Origin of the sequence: Enterococcus wangshanyuanii (genome assembly GCF_002197645.1) — a bacterium.
Lineage (GTDB): Bacteria > Bacillota > Bacilli > Lactobacillales > Enterococcaceae > Enterococcus_L > Enterococcus_L wangshanyuanii.
On record NZ_CP021874.1, the window covers coordinates 2200622 to 2216427 of the forward strand.

Consider the following 15806-nt stretch of genomic DNA (forward strand, 5'->3'; position numbering starts at 1 on the left):
TTATGTATAAGTAATAAAAAAATGACAAAGAGCAACGACGCTCTCTGTCATAGTATTGCTTATTATTATCCGACTTCCACTTTCGTACGCCAAGAGGTTCCACAATCATCTACGATTTGATTCAAGGTCTCAACATTCGCTTTTCCCTGTGTCGCAAACCAGTCTCTGCCGGCATCTTCTCCTTTTGCGGCAAATGGTTTGACCCCTTCACGCCAAGTAGCTCTGCCACATAAAACACCACTGAATGTTGATCCAGCTTCTTTTGCAAATTTTAATGTTTCTTGGAATAACTCTGTCGAAACGCCTGCACTTAAAAAGATAAAAGGTAATTCAGTTAACTCACTTTGCTTCTTAAAGTATTCTAATGCTTCTTTGCGACTGTAAACGGCCTCGTCTTCAGTAAATCCTTCAACATACTTCATGTTTACAGGCACTTCCATTTTTAGTACATCAATATGGTATTGTGGTTTTGAAAATTCGATCATTGATTCCAAAACTTTATGAGGTTTTACTCGAGCAAATGCTGCTGAACCGGCATCTAAGATTTCTGTATCGTAGGTTACGATCTCCACAAAAAATGGAATATCTTCACCTAAGCATTCACTGCCGAGACGTTCCACGAAAACATGTTTTAAATGATTGATCGACTTAGGCTCATCTGGATCATAATACAGTAGAAACTTGATGGCATCTGCGCCAGCCTCTTTCAAGCGTGAAACAGACCAATCTTCTAGTAAATCCGGCATTCTTCCTGGAGTTGAAGCATCATAGCCGGTTTTTTCATAGGCTAAAAGTAACCCACATGAGTTGTCGCGAACTTTTGCTGCTGGTAAGCCATACTCCGGATCTAGTAAAATCGCTGAAGTATATGAGGTCAATTCTTTCGCAGCAACTTTTTTAAAATCAATGATTTCTTCACCGGTTGCAGTAGTAGCAGCATCTGCAATCATCTTTTTCAATGACCCACGCTGATCGATCGCCAGCGCTTCTATCAAACCTTTTTCATTTGACAAACGGTTCATAGCATCCATTTTTGCTTGACTGATTTTGATCATAGTAGCAGCTCCTTTAAGTATTTTGAGGAAATTCCTCTCTTACTTTGAGTATACTATCCCTTAATTATTAAGACAAAAAGAAACACTTTCCCTATGAAAATGCTATTCATTTATTTTTTCAACGATTCGTCTTGACCTGATACGCGTTTCATACTTTATAGTTGAAAAAAAGACAGGAGGCGTTTATTTATGATCAATGCAATGCTTGAATTAACGGATCAGTTAGGGATGGATTATTACTTCGTTTCCCTTGAATTCAAAGAAGGGAGTCTTTTCGTTAACAGTTTGAATAATTATTGCAAACCGATCAGTAAAACAGTAGAATTAACGGAAATAGAAGGACTATCTATAGAAGAATCAGATGGACTGGGTTACATTTGCTTTGATTTTGATGATGAGCATTACCATTTTGTCGACTACGGGAATCGGGTACTAGCCTTCTTTAAAACCCTTTTGTTCTCTACTTCACTTCATCTGCAGCCTTGAAAGGAGCCGCTCATGACGACTATTCGTGATATCGCTAAATTATCCGGCTATTCTGTTTCTACTGTTTCCCGGGTACTGAATAACCATCCTTATGTGACAGAAGAAAAGCGCAAGAAAATTTTAAACATCATGGAAGAGCTAGACTATATTCCGAATATAAAGGCCAGAAATTTAAGCAGTGGACGTTCAAAACATATTGCCGTAATGATTCCTTTTTCTGATCATCCTTATACAGATAAAATCGTTAGCGGTATTTTAAAAGCGGCCTTCAAATCTGGCTATAAGGTCACATTGCTGCCGACAAATTATGATTTAGCGATTGAAAAGCGTTATTTAGATGAGTTGGCTGCAAAAGCCTGGGATGGGATGATCATTACTTCAAAAAAAAGTTCATTTGACATCATTTCTAAGTATTTAAAATATGCGCCGATCGTTTGTTGTGAGGATACAGGAGACTATCCGATTTCTTGTGTCTCGATCGATCGGGGAAAATCTTACCATGATTTGTTTACGCTGTTGATAAAACAAGGGTACAAAAAAATCGGATTAACTGTTGGCCGTCCTGAAAAAGATAGCGCTAGTACAGCTATCGTATTGGAAGCCTATCGAAAAATAATTGGATCAACAGATTCTTCATTGATTTTTAGAGATTGTCGGACATATGAGGATGGGATCATTGCTGGAAAATATTTTTCGCAGTTCGAAGATCTTGAAGCGATCGTTACAAATGGCGATGATGTTGCTGCTGGGATCCTACAGACCTTTTCGTTGAAAGACATCACCGTAATCGGCGAAGAGAATCTGCTGTCTAGTCAGTTGTTAAAATTTCCTACCGTAGACCATCACTTAGATCAATGCGGTGAAGCTTCCTTTCATTTATTATTCAAAAATGAACCAGAAACCATCTTAGTTCTGCACACTTATATCGAAAGAAAATAAACAGGTGGTCATGCTCAACGTAAGTTGAGCGGACCACCTGTTTCTGTTTTACATGCTAAAAAGATTTCTCCTATTATAAATCAGCAGAAGTAAACACTTCTGAAACATCATCATCTTCTTCTAGCTTATCAACAAGCACTTGCAGTTGTTCCAGCTGTTCTTTGGTTAAACTAGTCTCCGTTTGCGGAATCATTGTCAACTCTGCTTGTGCTAATGTGAATCCGTTTGCTTCCAGTACATCACGAACAGAAGTAAAATCTTCCGGTGCTGTATAGATTTCATAGACCTCCTCAGAGGTTTCCAAATCTTCCGCTCCTGCTTCAAGTACCTGTTCAAACATCGTGTCCTCATCTATCGATAGTCCTTCACGTTCAACAGCAAGATATCCTTTACGATCAAACATATAGCTGACAGAGCCTGTTTCGCCTAAAGAACCGCCATTTCTTGTAAATGCCACACGAACATTGGTCGCTGTCCGATTCCGGTTATCGGTCAAAGCATACACTAAAATTGCAGTACCTCCTGGACCATAGCCTTCATAGGTAATCTCGTCGTAATGTTCATTATCTCCTGTACTACTGGCTTTCTTTAAAGCACGATCAATATTATCATTCGGCATATTCGCCGACTTAGCCTTATCCATAACCAGTCGTAACGCCGCATTTGTCGTCGGATCGGTTCCACCTGCTTTAGCGGCTACATAAATTTCTCTTGAAAGCTTCTGAAAAATCTTTCCCCTCTTTGCATCTTGTGCATTCTTTCGTCCTTGAATATTTTTCCACTTACTATGACCTGCCATGTAAATTCCTCCTTTGTCACTCTTTTCTCCTATTGTACTATTGTTCTTAATAGTTGCAACCTTTCCAGCATTTTACTCACTATAGCAGCTAGGTGATTCCTTTGTTATACTAAAAACAACTAAACTACCTTTTAATGAAATGAGGAAAGCGGATGAACATCTTCTTAAAAAAGCTCCAAAAGAAACAAGACCAGCTAAGTCCTTTAGAACAGCAAGTTCTGGAGTATATTCTTGAGCATCCAGAGGAAGTCGCCCAAAGTCGAGTCAATGATATTGCAGAAAAAATCTACGTATCAACTGCTACGATCAGCCGTACTAGTCAAGCGTTGGGCTATTCCGGTTTTCAGGAAATGAAGTATGCTTTGATCCGCCATATGGAGGACGGTCAACGTCCAATTTATCGTCCATCAAAAGATCTGTCCCAATTAGCAACCCGCGTACAATTTGAACTAACGCAAACCTTACAAGCTATTGAGCAGCCTTCGCTAGAAGCCGGAGCTAAGCTATTAGCAGAAGGACAGCGAGTGGAGTTTTTTGGTGTGGGCAGTTCTTTTTCCTGTTGTTTTGAGGCGGCAAGAAAACTGACTTTTTCTGGTAGAATCGCTGATGCGCGCGAAGACTGGGATGAGCTAAGGATCGTTGCAAATCACCTAACCAAACAAGATACCGCCATTCTTGTCAGCTACAGCGGGGAAACCATGCTGTCTCTTGAATATGCAACGATCCTTAAAGAAAGAAATGTCCCGATCATTGCCATCATCGGAGCGAAAAACAGTCCCTTAGAACAACTCGCTACCATCGTTTTTCATGTTGAAGTAACCAATGGCTATTACGGCGAAATCGATATGAGCTCCCGCATTCCTATGCATTTAATCCTTGAGCTGCTGATTCTTCATTATATAGAAGCCTATGTTGAAAAATGAACCCTCTTACTTTTTATGTAAGCTCTTACAACATCCGTGTAAGCGCTTGTTTCCTTACCTCCTTCCACGTAAACTGAATGCAAGAAAAACAAATTTTATCCATCTTTTTACTACGAAAGGAGAAACAGAATGAAAAAGAAATTTAGTTTTTGGGAATTCTTCCAAGGGATCGGTAAAACATTTATGCTGCCCGTTGCATTATTAGCGTTTATGGGATTGATCTTAGGGATCGGCAGTTCTTTTTCCAGTCCTTCAACCCTTGAATTGCTGCCATTTTTAGATCAGCCTTGGCTGCAGGTCGCCTTCCGTTTTATGTCAACAGTCGGTGGTTTTGCTTTTACGTATTTGCCCTTATTATTTGCGATGGCCATTCCTTTAGGTTTAGCCCGCAGTGAAAAAGGAGTCGCTGCTTTTTCTGGTCTAGTTGGTTATGTGGTTATGAACTTATCGATCAATTTTTATTTGACTGAGACTGGGAAATTAGCTGATCCAGACCATTTACGTGAAGCAGGACAGGGAATGGTTTTAGGGATGCAGTCCGTCGAAATGGGAGTATTAGGCGGAATTATTGTTGGGATCATCGTTTATTTACTTCATAATAAGTTTTATACGATTCAATTACCGGATGCTTTTGCCTTTTTTGGAGGTGCCCGTTTTATTCCGATCATCACTTCACTTGTGATGTCTATCGTCGGGCTACTGATCCCAATTATCTGGCCGATTTTTGCTCTTAGTATCAACAGTGTGGGGCTTGTAATTCAAAAAGCAGGTATTTTTGGTCCTTTTTTATTCGGTGCAGGGGAACGCTTGCTGTTGCCGTTTGGTTTACACCATATCTTAGTTTCAATGATTCGTTTTACCGAAGCTGGCGGAACTCAAATCGTCGATGGACAAAGTGTTTCTGGGGCATTGAATATTTTCTATGCTCAGCTGCAAAGTGGTTCACCGATCAGTCCAGCGGCTACAGCCTTCTTATCTCAAGGAAAAATGCCGACCTTTATGTTTGGGTTGCCGGCAGCGGCTTTAGCAATGTATCGAACCGCCTTACCTGAAAATCGTCACAAAATCAAAGGATTACTGATTTCTGGTGTGATTGCAACTTTTGTTACCGGAATCACTGAACCAATCGAATTTCTTTTCTTGTTTATCGCACCTGTCTTATATGGTTTCCACGTCATCATGACTGGTCTAGGCTTTATGGTCATGGCGTTACTTCAAGTCGTGATCGGCAATACAGACGGCGGCGTGCTGGATTTTCTGATCTTTGGTGTGTTACAAGGAATGTATACAAAATGGTACTTGGTTCTACTCGTTGGTGCCTTATGGTTTGCGGTTTATTACTTCGTTTTCAAGTTTGCGATTCAAAGATTCAATTTGAAAACGCCTGGACGTGAATTAGCAGCCGAAGATGTGACAGATAAAGAACGTAATTATACAAAAAGTGGAAAATATGATGGATCGTTGATTCTTGATGCACTTGGCGGAAGCACCAATATCATTTCTTTGGATAATTGCATCACTCGTTTGCGTCTCGTTATTGAAGATATGGCTGCCATTGATGAACAGGAATTGAAAAATCAAGGAGCCTTAGGTGTGATCAAATTGGATAGCAACAATCTTCAAGTCATCATTGGTACGCAGGTCGCCACCGTCAAAAATGAATTGGAAAACTTAATGGAGTAGGAAGGTCACATATGATAGATACAATTGATTTCGATACGATTATCGATAGAAAAGGAACATTTTGCACACAATGGGATTATGTTGCTGACCGTTTCGGTGAAGCTGATTTATTGCCCTTTACTGTATCAGATACTGATTTTGCAGTGCCAAAAGAGATCATTGCTTCCCTGCAAAAGCGTATCAACCATCCAGTATTTGGCTACACACGCTGGAATCATACCGCATTCAAAGAGAGTATACAGCATTGGTATCAGACCCGTTTTGATTATAAGCTCAACAGTGAATGGATCGTGTATAGTCCGTCGGTCATCTACTCGATCTCCAAGCTGATCGAATTAAAATCGGAGGATGGTGATCAGATTCTGATTCAAACGCCTGCTTACGATGCATTTTTCAAAATGATCCACGCTCAAAATCGAACGGTTCTAGAAACGAAGCTGCATTATCAAAATCACCAATACACGATTGATTTTGTTGATCTAGAAAATAAATTAAGCCAAGCTAACTGTAAAATCTTTCTTTTATGCAGCCCGCATAATCCGACTGGACGAGTCTGGACAAAAGAAGAGCTGACTACAATCATTCAATTGTGCCAAACGCATGATGTCTTCTTGATTTCAGATGAAATCCATATGGATATTTTACGTAAAGGAGAGCATCATACCCCAATTTTCCAGTGGGCAGTTGACACACAACAGATCGCTTTATGTACATCAGCCAGCAAAACGTTCAATACACCAGGGTTGATTGCTTCGTATCTGATGGTTCCAGACGCTGAGCTTCGCGAACAGTTTATGTACATTCTAAAGAATCGAGATGGACTTTCTTCCACAAGTATTTTAGGATTGGATAGTACTATCACGGCCTACAATCACTGTCACGATTGGCTTGATCAGCTAAATCATTACCTTGATAAAAATGTTCAACTGACTACACAGTTTATTCGAGAAGAATTACCAGAATTAATTGTAATAGAAGCTCAGGCAACTTATTTACTTTGGATCGATTGTTCCAACCTTCCCTTTACAATGGCGCAACTGCAGTCCGCACTGATCCATGAAGGGAAAGTAGCGATCATGGATGGTACAACCTACGGAGAATCTGGAAAAGACTTCTTGCGTTTGAATATTGGTTGTTCAAAAGAAAAACTGCTCGATGGTCTGATGCGGCTGAAAAAGAGTATTTTATATTTAAAAAAATAAAGAAAAAGCTGTTGGAAGCAAGAAATTACTTTCTTGCTTCCAACAGCTCATTTTATTTAACTACTAAACGAATAACTTCTCCCCGCAGAGAAAATGCTACTCCATCTTCGCAAACAATTGTACATTCTTCCTGTTCACCTGACAACAGTTGAACATTGATACGTCCAGTCTCCGGAAAAATGCGGTACGCCAACATTCCGAGCCCTGCAATCGTAGCAGTATCTCTGGTCTTACCTTTTTTGATGACCAGTTCTCCCATCATTCATCACTCCTTGTATCTGCTACTAAACATTATAACAGTGAAATGATTTTTCGAGGGATTTCTTGCTCGTCGATCTCTTCCCAATGTTGGATACTCTGCCCTTTTGTCGTCACTTTTAGAAATCTCTTCGGCGTAAGCGGTCTGCCAAACGAAGTATAGGCTAACTTTCGTGTCTGTCCATTTTTATCAAAACAGGTCTGGATATACGTATAATTATCTATTTTGCTCACGGAATCAGGGAATTTATACGCGTACCGATCTGTTGTTCTTACATACAAGGTTTCAGTCTGAACTAAGGGATTGAGCCGATCAATAAACGCTGCTGCATCTGATGTATTATTGTGCGTATATAGACGAAAACAAAATGCACTGACCAGCAGCAATGCAGCAATACTCACCGTTTTCTTGATAAACTTTTTTGCCATAATCATAAAAATCCTTCTTGTTTTCATTTTTTTCTACTTTATCATACTCTCTTTTGCCTAATTTTCCATCGAACTTAAGACTGATATGCAAAATAGAGAGCGAGACAAAAACTAAAAATCAGTTTTGTTTCGCTCTCTAAATCTGATAAATGGTGAGAAAAAAGCAGTCCCTTCGGAAATAAACACTTTTGTCTCAGTCTCAATTTAATTATTTATTTTTCTTTCTGCGGTAAACAACATAGCCGCCTAAACCTATAATTACAAGAGTACCTAGAACGATCAGGCTTGTTCCTGATTGCTCACCGAGGTTTGCAAGATTTCCGCCTAGATGTTTTTGTACTGGCGGTGTTGGTGTTTTTTTACTTGGCTCTTTTTCCGGTTGTTTTGAATTTGTCACAGTCAAATTGATTTGTTTTGGCTTGCCGTTCGCGTTTTCTACAATCGTGAATGGCTGTTTATCATTGGTTAATTGATAGCCTGTTGGTGCTTTTTGTTCAACAAAATAGTAATCTCCTGGCACCAGATCGTTAACTATCAATCGACCGTTTTGATCTGTGATCAGTTGTTTTTTGACAAGCGTTCCTTCACTTGTATATAAGTTAAACTCGGCACCTGTCAATGCCTTTTTACTGTCCGTATCGACTTTATTTAGCTCAACCGATCCTTGATAGTTTGTAAAGGTATCTTGGAACGTGATCTCGTGATGCTCATTTTCAGATGCTGCAATCTCAAACGGCATAACCTTTTGATTCGTTTCTAAAATATAGCCATCAGGTGCTTTGGTTTCAACAACAGAATATTTACCAGGAACCAAGCCTGTTGCTTCGATTTTACCATCAAGCGCAGTCAACGTTTTTGTTTCGAACCCTAATGCATTCGTGACTGTGACAACTTGTCCTTTGGCATCTCTAATCTCAAAACTTCCGCCGTTTAGAAGCTCGCCGTGTTCATTTTTCTTTTCAACTTCGATACTACCACGATGGTTTTCAATAGTTCCCAAGTTGATCGGCGTCGTTTCTCCTGACTGGTCAGTGACAGTAAATGGTATCCCCTCTTTTTCAAGAATATACCCATCAGGTGATTTGGTTTCAACTAAAGTATATTTCCCTGCGTGAAGACCACTGGCAGAAATGACACCATCTTGATTTGCGATCAAGGTCGTTGTTTCGTCTCCTTTAGTATCGAAAACTTTCACGACATTGCCTTTGTCATCAAGAATTTGGAATTCCGCACCACTCAAACCATTTCTTAAAAGAGGCGGCGTTTCCAGTGATTCATCATCAGAAACTTTACGGGCTGTGATCGATGCTTCGTAGTTGACGATCGATACTTCCTCTACTGGCGGATCAGTTTCTTCCCCTTCACGAACAGTGAAGTAGATTGGTTGTGTATTGATTACATAGCCTGCTGGTGCTTCGATTTCGATCAGCTTATAATAGCCTGGGCCTAAGCTGTCAATATTGATATGCCCATCTGCCCCGACTTCAATGAAATCCTTCCCATCGATTTTAACCAGTTTTTCTTCTGAGTTATTTTGACCACTTGCTTTATACAAAGCAAACTTGGCTCCAGCGATCGATAAGTGTCCTGCGCCGGTTTTAGTTAATCCGATTTTGCCTTTGAAGTTTTGGAATTCGCCAAGATTGATCGTTTCAGGTTTTCCTTGCGCTTCACCCACAACATTCAGCCAGATCGGGTATTCATCTTTGACGTATTCCTGTCCGTTTTCGTCTAATGGCGCCTTGGTTTCAGATAGATAGTAACGTCCAGGAGCTAAGCCTTCATAGCTGACAATTCCGTTTTCAGCAGAAGTCAAACCACTGGCAATCAACTCTCTATTGATCGAGAATAAGCTGAACTCTGCGCCTTCTAACGGGTTGCCTTTACTATCAACTTTTTTGATTTTAAACGACCCTTGATAATCAGTTAACGTTGCCTCTACAGTTTCGGGTTTTCCTAACGTATTTGGCTCAACGACTACTTTGACTTTTTCTGTATTCACTAAAAACTCGTGATTAGGTCCCGTGCTTGTTTCTCTAAAGTAATATGTCCCTGGTGCTAAGCCATCAACAAAATAGCGGCCATTTTGATCGGTTGTTCCTTGGGCAACTGTCTTACCATTTCCATCTTCCAAGACAAATTCAACACCAGCTAACGCCTTTGTTTCTGTTGAAGTTTCTCCATATTTGGTGATTTCCGCACTACCTTTGTAGTTGATGAAGTCATCCGCCAAAATAATTGGATCTAACGGCTTGTTGGAGCTTTCCGGAACTACGATATTGTCAAGAACCTGCGTATTTAAGACATAATCATTTGGATTGCTGATTTCTTTGATCTCATATGTGCCTGGTCCGACATTTGCGAAGACAACACGTCCATCAGGTTTGGAGGCTGTAGTAGCGACAGGTGTTGTACTTCCTTTTTTATATAAACCGAAGACTGCACCTGCTAGCGGATTGCCTGCTTCATCCTGTTTCATAAATTGAATTGTTGCTTTATAGTTGATAAAGGCTTCTTTCATTCCAATTTGGATCAATTGGTGATCACTATTTTCAGCCACTTCAAAAGGTACCGGATTTGTGTTGAGAATATAACCTGCCGGTGCTTTGGTTTCGATCAATCGATATTTACCCGGTGTTAATCCGTGAATTGTCAAAACACCTTTTTTGTCAGTAGTCAATGCCTGATTCACAGATTTAGGCAGCCAAGTTCCTGTTACTTCGTCGTAGACTTCAAGTCTAAACTCAGCACCAGAAAGCAATTCTCCTTGCTCGTCCTTTTTCACTAACTGAACGGTTCCAAGCTGATTTTTGATTACCACAGGCACACCATCTGTTGTCTGTTGATTGATCGTTACTTTTTTACCATCCACTAAGCTTTGGTCGATCGTATAGCCTTGTTCTGTTAATGTTCCTGTTTCTTTTAAAATATATGTGCCAAAAGGCAGATTACCAAATGTGATCAACCCATTACTGCCTACGGTTCCAGAACGTAAAATTTGTGTTTGGTTTTTATCCCATAATTCAAATGTTGCTCCTTCTGGAAGAACATTGCCGTTGTTGTCTTCTTTTTTCAGAATCAACTGTCCGCGGATTCCTGAACTGGAGCCGCCGCCTTCACTTACCGTAACATCTGTTTTACCGTCAGACGTATCATCTACTTCGGTTTTTCCTTCACTGGTAATATGAACTTGATTAGAAACAGTTCCTTTGTTTCCTTCAAGAAAGACCATGCTCTTGTATTCCATGATCAAAGGTGTATCAAATTCTTGATAGTTATTGACGAAGTGAATCGTCATTTTTTGTTGTCCAGTTTGATTATCTGTGGTTAGACCAACAGTATAATCCTGGTCTTTGACTAGTTCTTTCGTTCGGTCGATCGTGATCGTTCCATCTACGGCCACAGTCGTGCCAAAGATATGCAGACTGTCAAGATCGATAGATTGATTGTCTGATGGCATATCTTCTACCGTGACATCGTATAGTTTTGACTGACTGCCATTTAACGTGACTGACCAGTTTACAAAACCATCTTCGTCTTGTTTTCCGCTTTTAAAACCAAATTCATCCCCGTGATTGACAGTGACTTTTCCATGTAAGGTATGATCTTCATATTTATCATTACTGAAGACTGCATCATTTGTGTACTCAGCATGGATCTGTTCGTTGGTTACATCCGTCTTAAATTCAATCAGATATTGTCCTGCCTCATTATCTGGGAATTCCACGATCAACGTTTGATTGTTTGCAGCAGACGGTTGTTCGATTCCTAACTCACGGTATTCTTCCTGCGTCAATTCATTTCCTTTGATCACATTACCGTCACTTGTAACCGTATAGTGGTAGATAGTCAATGAATTTAAGATATATTTTTGATTAGCTGGAATCGGGTCAGTTAATTGTGCGTTCACTAAGTCTTTATCACCGTAGTTTACTGTTACCGTCCAGGTGATTGCTTTTTCTTGTGCATTATAAGAACCAGATTTTGCCCCATTATACTTTGTTGGTTCGTTCGGTTTAAACGTAGCAACATCTTCGTTGGTGATCGTCTCTCCATCATCAGTGGTCCAAGTAACTTTAGCTGTGTTTGTAAATTTTTTATCCGGATCATTCTCCGGCACTGCCTCCGGATCATACGCAGTTGTATAGCTGATTTTAAAGGCATGATCTGTTTTTACATAATTGCCGATAAAGACGATTTCAAACTGATTTGTCGTTTGATCGTAATCTAACGTATAATCGGTTCCAAGAATCAAGTCCTTCTTTGCATCCTTATCATAGATCACTAGTGTGTCTTCTAATAATGTCAGCCCTTTACTCAACGTATCGGTCATCTTCCAGTTGTTCATACTGTAATGATTCAAATTGACATCCAAATTCCAGCCGACTGTATGATTTGTGTAGTCCACTTGGCCCAGTTTTTTGATCACGTTTTGTGGATTCAAAATACCTGAGCTGGTATCGTCTTCACCCGTCTCTGTTTTAACTGCGTTTGTGATGGTTGTATTTTCATCAACAATACCGTCATATCCTGTTTGATACAATACATCGACCGCTGTATCTACTGTGCCGATAAAATGAATTTCAAATCCATGGCCTGAAGAAGTGTCTAAGGTATAATCCTGCCCTTCGACTAGTTGTCTGCCGCGCACTGGACGCCCATTTTGATCGAAACTAACTTCGTACAGCTTGATCGTCCCATCTACTAAAAACATGTGTTCATCTTGAAACGTATCTATTATAGAACCATTGTTGATATCTTTTTCGCCATAATTATAGTGAATTTTCCAATTGATGGTTTGATTATCTGAATCATAATCTCCTCTAGCTTTATCGATTTTTTTCCCATAACTCGTTGAAACAGTTGCTTCTGCTGTTGCATCTTCGATTCCTTTTGAAGACAACACTGCCTGATTTTGAAACGATGTAAGCCCGCCTTCATCCGGTTTGGCATCTTCATCGATTCTCGTTGTATACTCTAAACGATACGCTCCATCGATTTTGTTCGTAAAATGAACAGTCCCATCAGCATCCACCGTATACGTACTTGGATCAGCTACTTTTTCAGAGCCTTCAATGACATTCCCGTCAAAATCAACGTCTACCTGATAAACGACGACACTTTCATATACTGTGCCTGCCGGAAAATTTTCAGTAACTACAGCATTTTCTAACGTATCTAAGGCTTTATTGATATCGACATTCCAAATAATTTTATCCGGGTTTTGTTCTTTATCAAAATGTCCTTTTTTATCAATATTGTCACCAGAATAATTTGGCTTGATCGTCACTGTTTCACCAATATCCTCGTGACCAGGCGGCACAATCACGATTTCGCCGGGGCCGTCGATATTGTCTTTATCAAATTCACCAGTAAAATGAAAATCCCCTTCAATATCAGAAGCATGTTCAATTTCATCCGTGAAAACAATCGTGATTTTTCCATCCGTGCCTATTGTGACATCTGCATAATGATTACCGTCAGCATCATTCAGCGGATAAGTTTGATTTTGTGTTACTTTTACTGAGTCCGGCAAATTGAATTCATAATAATCTCCAGCCTGCATATTCTCACGTACGGTCTCATCTAATGTAAAATTAAAATTGAAGTGAATAGTATCATCGATTGTCGGATTTTCTACTGGATTGCCGTCTTTATCTGTATAGCTTAAATCCATATTAGTCAAAAAATCATCGGCAATACCTAGATCATCATAAATATTCTGAATGTTTACAGGGTCTCTTCTCAGAGTTGAATTTTTTTCTTGCGCTGCTTTTGACTCTTTTATTCCACCCGTTTCTGAGGAAGAACTTGTTTCCGTTGTAGTTGAAGACACCGTTTCTGTTGATGCACTTGAGTTATTTATTGTTGAATCGGTCGTCGTACTCTCGGTCAAAAACCAGCCCTCTGGCAAATTCAATACCTTGCTGCTATTTCCTAAAGTAAACTGCACTTGTTTTTCACTGCTAGCTTCAGCTACTTGTCCTTCAATTGTTAATGAAAGTTCTTCATCTACTTCACCAGCGACCGATAATTGAACTGCATTATCAACGATCTGATAGGTTCCCTTAACACGCCCGCTTGCATCCTTTAATTCATTTGAAGAAGAAGGCATTAGTGTCAACCCTGAGGAGGATTGTATGACTGCTTTTTGCTCTTCTGCTGTTTTTGCATCGAGCGTTAAAGAAATAATCGCTCTTTCTTTTTTGCTGGTAGGATCTAAAGAAACACTTTTAAGGCTTACTCCCTCTTCCCCACTGATCAACGTTTCAGCAATCGCTATTTGTGGGATAACGAATTGCAATAATAGTACAATAGTTAATAAAACATGAACAAATTTTTTCATTTTCTATCCTCTCCTAATACATAGTCAATTACTAGAAACCTTCTTCTTTTATTCAATTCGACTTCTAATTTGCTTTCTTATAGTAGCAGTAGAAAGCGTTTAACATCCGTCATCTTTTGCACATTTTTTTGTTGATTTTTGAAGTTTTATATTTTTTTCATTTCTTTTTCCTTAAAAGGGTTAGCGTTCCTGAACAATTTTCCATAGTACTTTATCAAGTTCTGCATAGTCAACTTTCGTCAGCTCCGTATTAAAAATCAGATTAGGAACCTTTCCAATTTTTTCCTGCGGAACTTTGCTCGTTGATACGACTAGCTGATATTCTGATCCTTGTATCTCTGACTCTCTTTTAATCTCTAAATTATAATCATTTTTATATGCTTCTCCTAAACGAATTATCACACGCTCTTCTTCTAAAATGGGTAAATTTGTAATCAGTACGATCGTGATCTTTTTTTCGAGTTGCGGTAATCGTCCAATGAATGCATACATTAAAATATAACGCGGAATCAAGAAATTTTTTTGTAAAAATATATCATCTTTCGTTTGCTCAGCCAGTGAATCAATTAAACGGGTCAGCTCATTGATCAAAACAGGATACTTAAGCTGTATACGATTCCAATAGTTATATCTGGTATTACTGAACTCAAATCCTCTAAACATCTGACAAAACATATGGGAACTAAAAGCATAAGCAGTCAAATACTTCACTTCTCCTTCTGAAAGTTCTATATTATCTAGATGCTCTTTCGCCGCTTTTCTCAAACTGACGATAGATTGATATAGCGCAGTATTATTTGTTTCATGGAATTGATAAATCCTTCGCTCGATTTCTAGATTGGAATAGTAATCATCTACTGTCAAAGCTGCTGAAAACATATACGCCGCTTCTTCCTTTGTCCAACCACTTCCTTCAAAGGGTTCTTGAAGATACTCAAAAAATTCTTGAAAAAATTCATTATTCTCTGTGTTTTCCCTTACCTCTCTTGAAAGCGACACAGAATGCCCATTTTGATTTCTTGTTAGACAGATTGCAACAAAATAAGCCATACTCTGACGCTTTAGGGCGGATAATTCAACTTTAAAAAAAGCTTCTACATGATTGATAATCTCATCTACACGATGGACGGATACTTGGGAAAATGGCCATTGCTTCCCTTTAAATAAATTCCAAATCGTTGAGTGGGCAAACTTCCTGATTTGATATTCATTACCAGTCAACTGGAAGCTGCCCTTTTGAATATCCAAATCATAGTGTTGAAGAATTTCTCTAAAATCTCTGATTATCCGCCAAATCGTTGATTCACTTGTATAATTTTCCTGTGCAAACTGAACAGCTGAATCAATATTTTCGAAAAATATCTCATAGGTCAACCGATAGCTTAATGTGTTTTGCATAATATATAACAAAAAAGATTCAATCTCGCCGGAATCCTTAAAATGAAGAGAACAACCTAATCGTTTATCGTAAACCAATTGTGATTGACCTGTTGGATCAAACTTGGTCAATTCCTCTTGAATCAGGAGCAGATATTTTTCAATCGTACGTTTGGTCATTCCAGTTTCTTCTATAAGTTCTTCCATCGTCCACCATTGCTTCGTTCGATCAAATTGACTGATCAATTGGATTTTGGTTCTGGCTTCTTTATCAAAAAGCATCAGTCCTAAATTATTTTTAATCATTCT

At 39.2% G+C, this 15806-nt stretch carries 11 protein-coding genes; 5 read left to right on the forward strand and 6 right to left on the reverse strand.

Going from position 1 to position 15806, the window contains the following annotated elements; all coding sequences use genetic code 11:
• Nucleotides 1–65 precede the first annotated feature (65 nt).
• A complete protein-coding gene (lacD, locus tag CC204_RS10940; RefSeq protein ID WP_088270159.1) occupies nt 66–1055 on the reverse strand; it encodes a tagatose-bisphosphate aldolase in 990 nt (329 codons plus the stop codon).
• A gap of 189 nt (nt 1056–1244) precedes the next feature.
• Between lacD and CC204_RS10945 the strand changes: the two genes are divergently transcribed.
• A complete protein-coding gene (locus tag CC204_RS10945) occupies nt 1245–1541 on the forward strand; it encodes a hypothetical protein (RefSeq protein ID WP_088270160.1) in 297 nt (98 codons plus the stop codon).
• Nucleotides 1542–1553: 12 nt separating this feature from the next.
• Nucleotides 1554–2480: a LacI family DNA-binding transcriptional regulator gene (locus tag CC204_RS10950; protein ID WP_088270161.1), complete on the forward strand. Its 927-nt coding sequence runs from the start codon at nt 1554–1556 to the stop codon at nt 2478–2480.
• A 73-nt stretch (nt 2481–2553) separates the two neighbouring features.
• Here CC204_RS10950 and CC204_RS10955 read toward each other — a convergent pair whose 3' ends face one another.
• On the reverse strand, nt 2554–3279 hold the full coding sequence (locus tag CC204_RS10955) for a YebC/PmpR family DNA-binding transcriptional regulator (protein ID WP_088270162.1): 726 nt from the start codon (nt 3277–3279) through the stop codon (nt 2554–2556).
• A 152-nt stretch (nt 3280–3431) separates the two neighbouring features.
• On the opposite strand from CC204_RS10955, the gene CC204_RS10960 reads away from it, so the two are divergent.
• The 3 genes from CC204_RS10960 (at nt 3432) to CC204_RS10970 (ending at nt 7087) form a co-directional block, all read left to right on the forward strand.
• Nucleotides 3432–4202 (forward strand): MurR/RpiR family transcriptional regulator, encoded by a 771-nt coding sequence (locus CC204_RS10960; RefSeq protein WP_088270163.1) that lies wholly within the window; start codon nt 3432–3434, stop codon nt 4200–4202.
• A gap of 129 nt (nt 4203–4331) precedes the next feature.
• Nucleotides 4332–5885 carry a maltose/glucose-specific PTS transporter subunit IIBC gene (gene malX / locus CC204_RS10965; protein WP_088270164.1) on the forward strand — a complete coding sequence of 518 codons (1554 nt, stop codon included), beginning with the start codon at nt 4332–4334 and terminating at the stop codon, nt 5883–5885.
• 11 nt (nt 5886–5896) lie between these two features.
• On the forward strand, nt 5897–7087 hold the full coding sequence (locus tag CC204_RS10970) for a MalY/PatB family protein (protein ID WP_088270165.1): 1191 nt from the start codon (nt 5897–5899) through the stop codon (nt 7085–7087).
• Between the two features lie 52 nt (nt 7088–7139).
• Here the strand turns inward: CC204_RS10970 and CC204_RS10975 are convergent, their stop codons facing one another.
• The 4 genes from CC204_RS10975 to CC204_RS10990 form a co-directional block, all read right to left on the reverse strand.
• Nucleotides 7140–7346: a hypothetical protein gene (locus CC204_RS10975; protein WP_088270166.1), complete on the reverse strand. Its 207-nt coding sequence runs from the start codon at nt 7344–7346 to the stop codon at nt 7140–7142.
• A 32-nt stretch (nt 7347–7378) separates the two neighbouring features.
• Nucleotides 7379–7780: a YxeA family protein gene (locus CC204_RS10980; protein ID WP_157894271.1), complete on the reverse strand. Its 402-nt coding sequence runs from the start codon at nt 7778–7780 to the stop codon at nt 7379–7381.
• A 202-nt stretch (nt 7781–7982) separates the two neighbouring features.
• A complete protein-coding gene (locus tag CC204_RS10985) occupies nt 7983–14120 on the reverse strand; it encodes a SpaA isopeptide-forming pilin-related protein (protein WP_088270168.1) in 6138 nt (2045 codons plus the stop codon).
• A 180-nt stretch (nt 14121–14300) separates the two neighbouring features.
• Nucleotides 14301–15803: a helix-turn-helix domain-containing protein gene (locus tag CC204_RS10990; RefSeq protein WP_088270169.1), complete on the reverse strand. Its 1503-nt coding sequence runs from the start codon at nt 15801–15803 to the stop codon at nt 14301–14303.
• Nucleotides 15804–15806 lie beyond the last annotated feature (3 nt).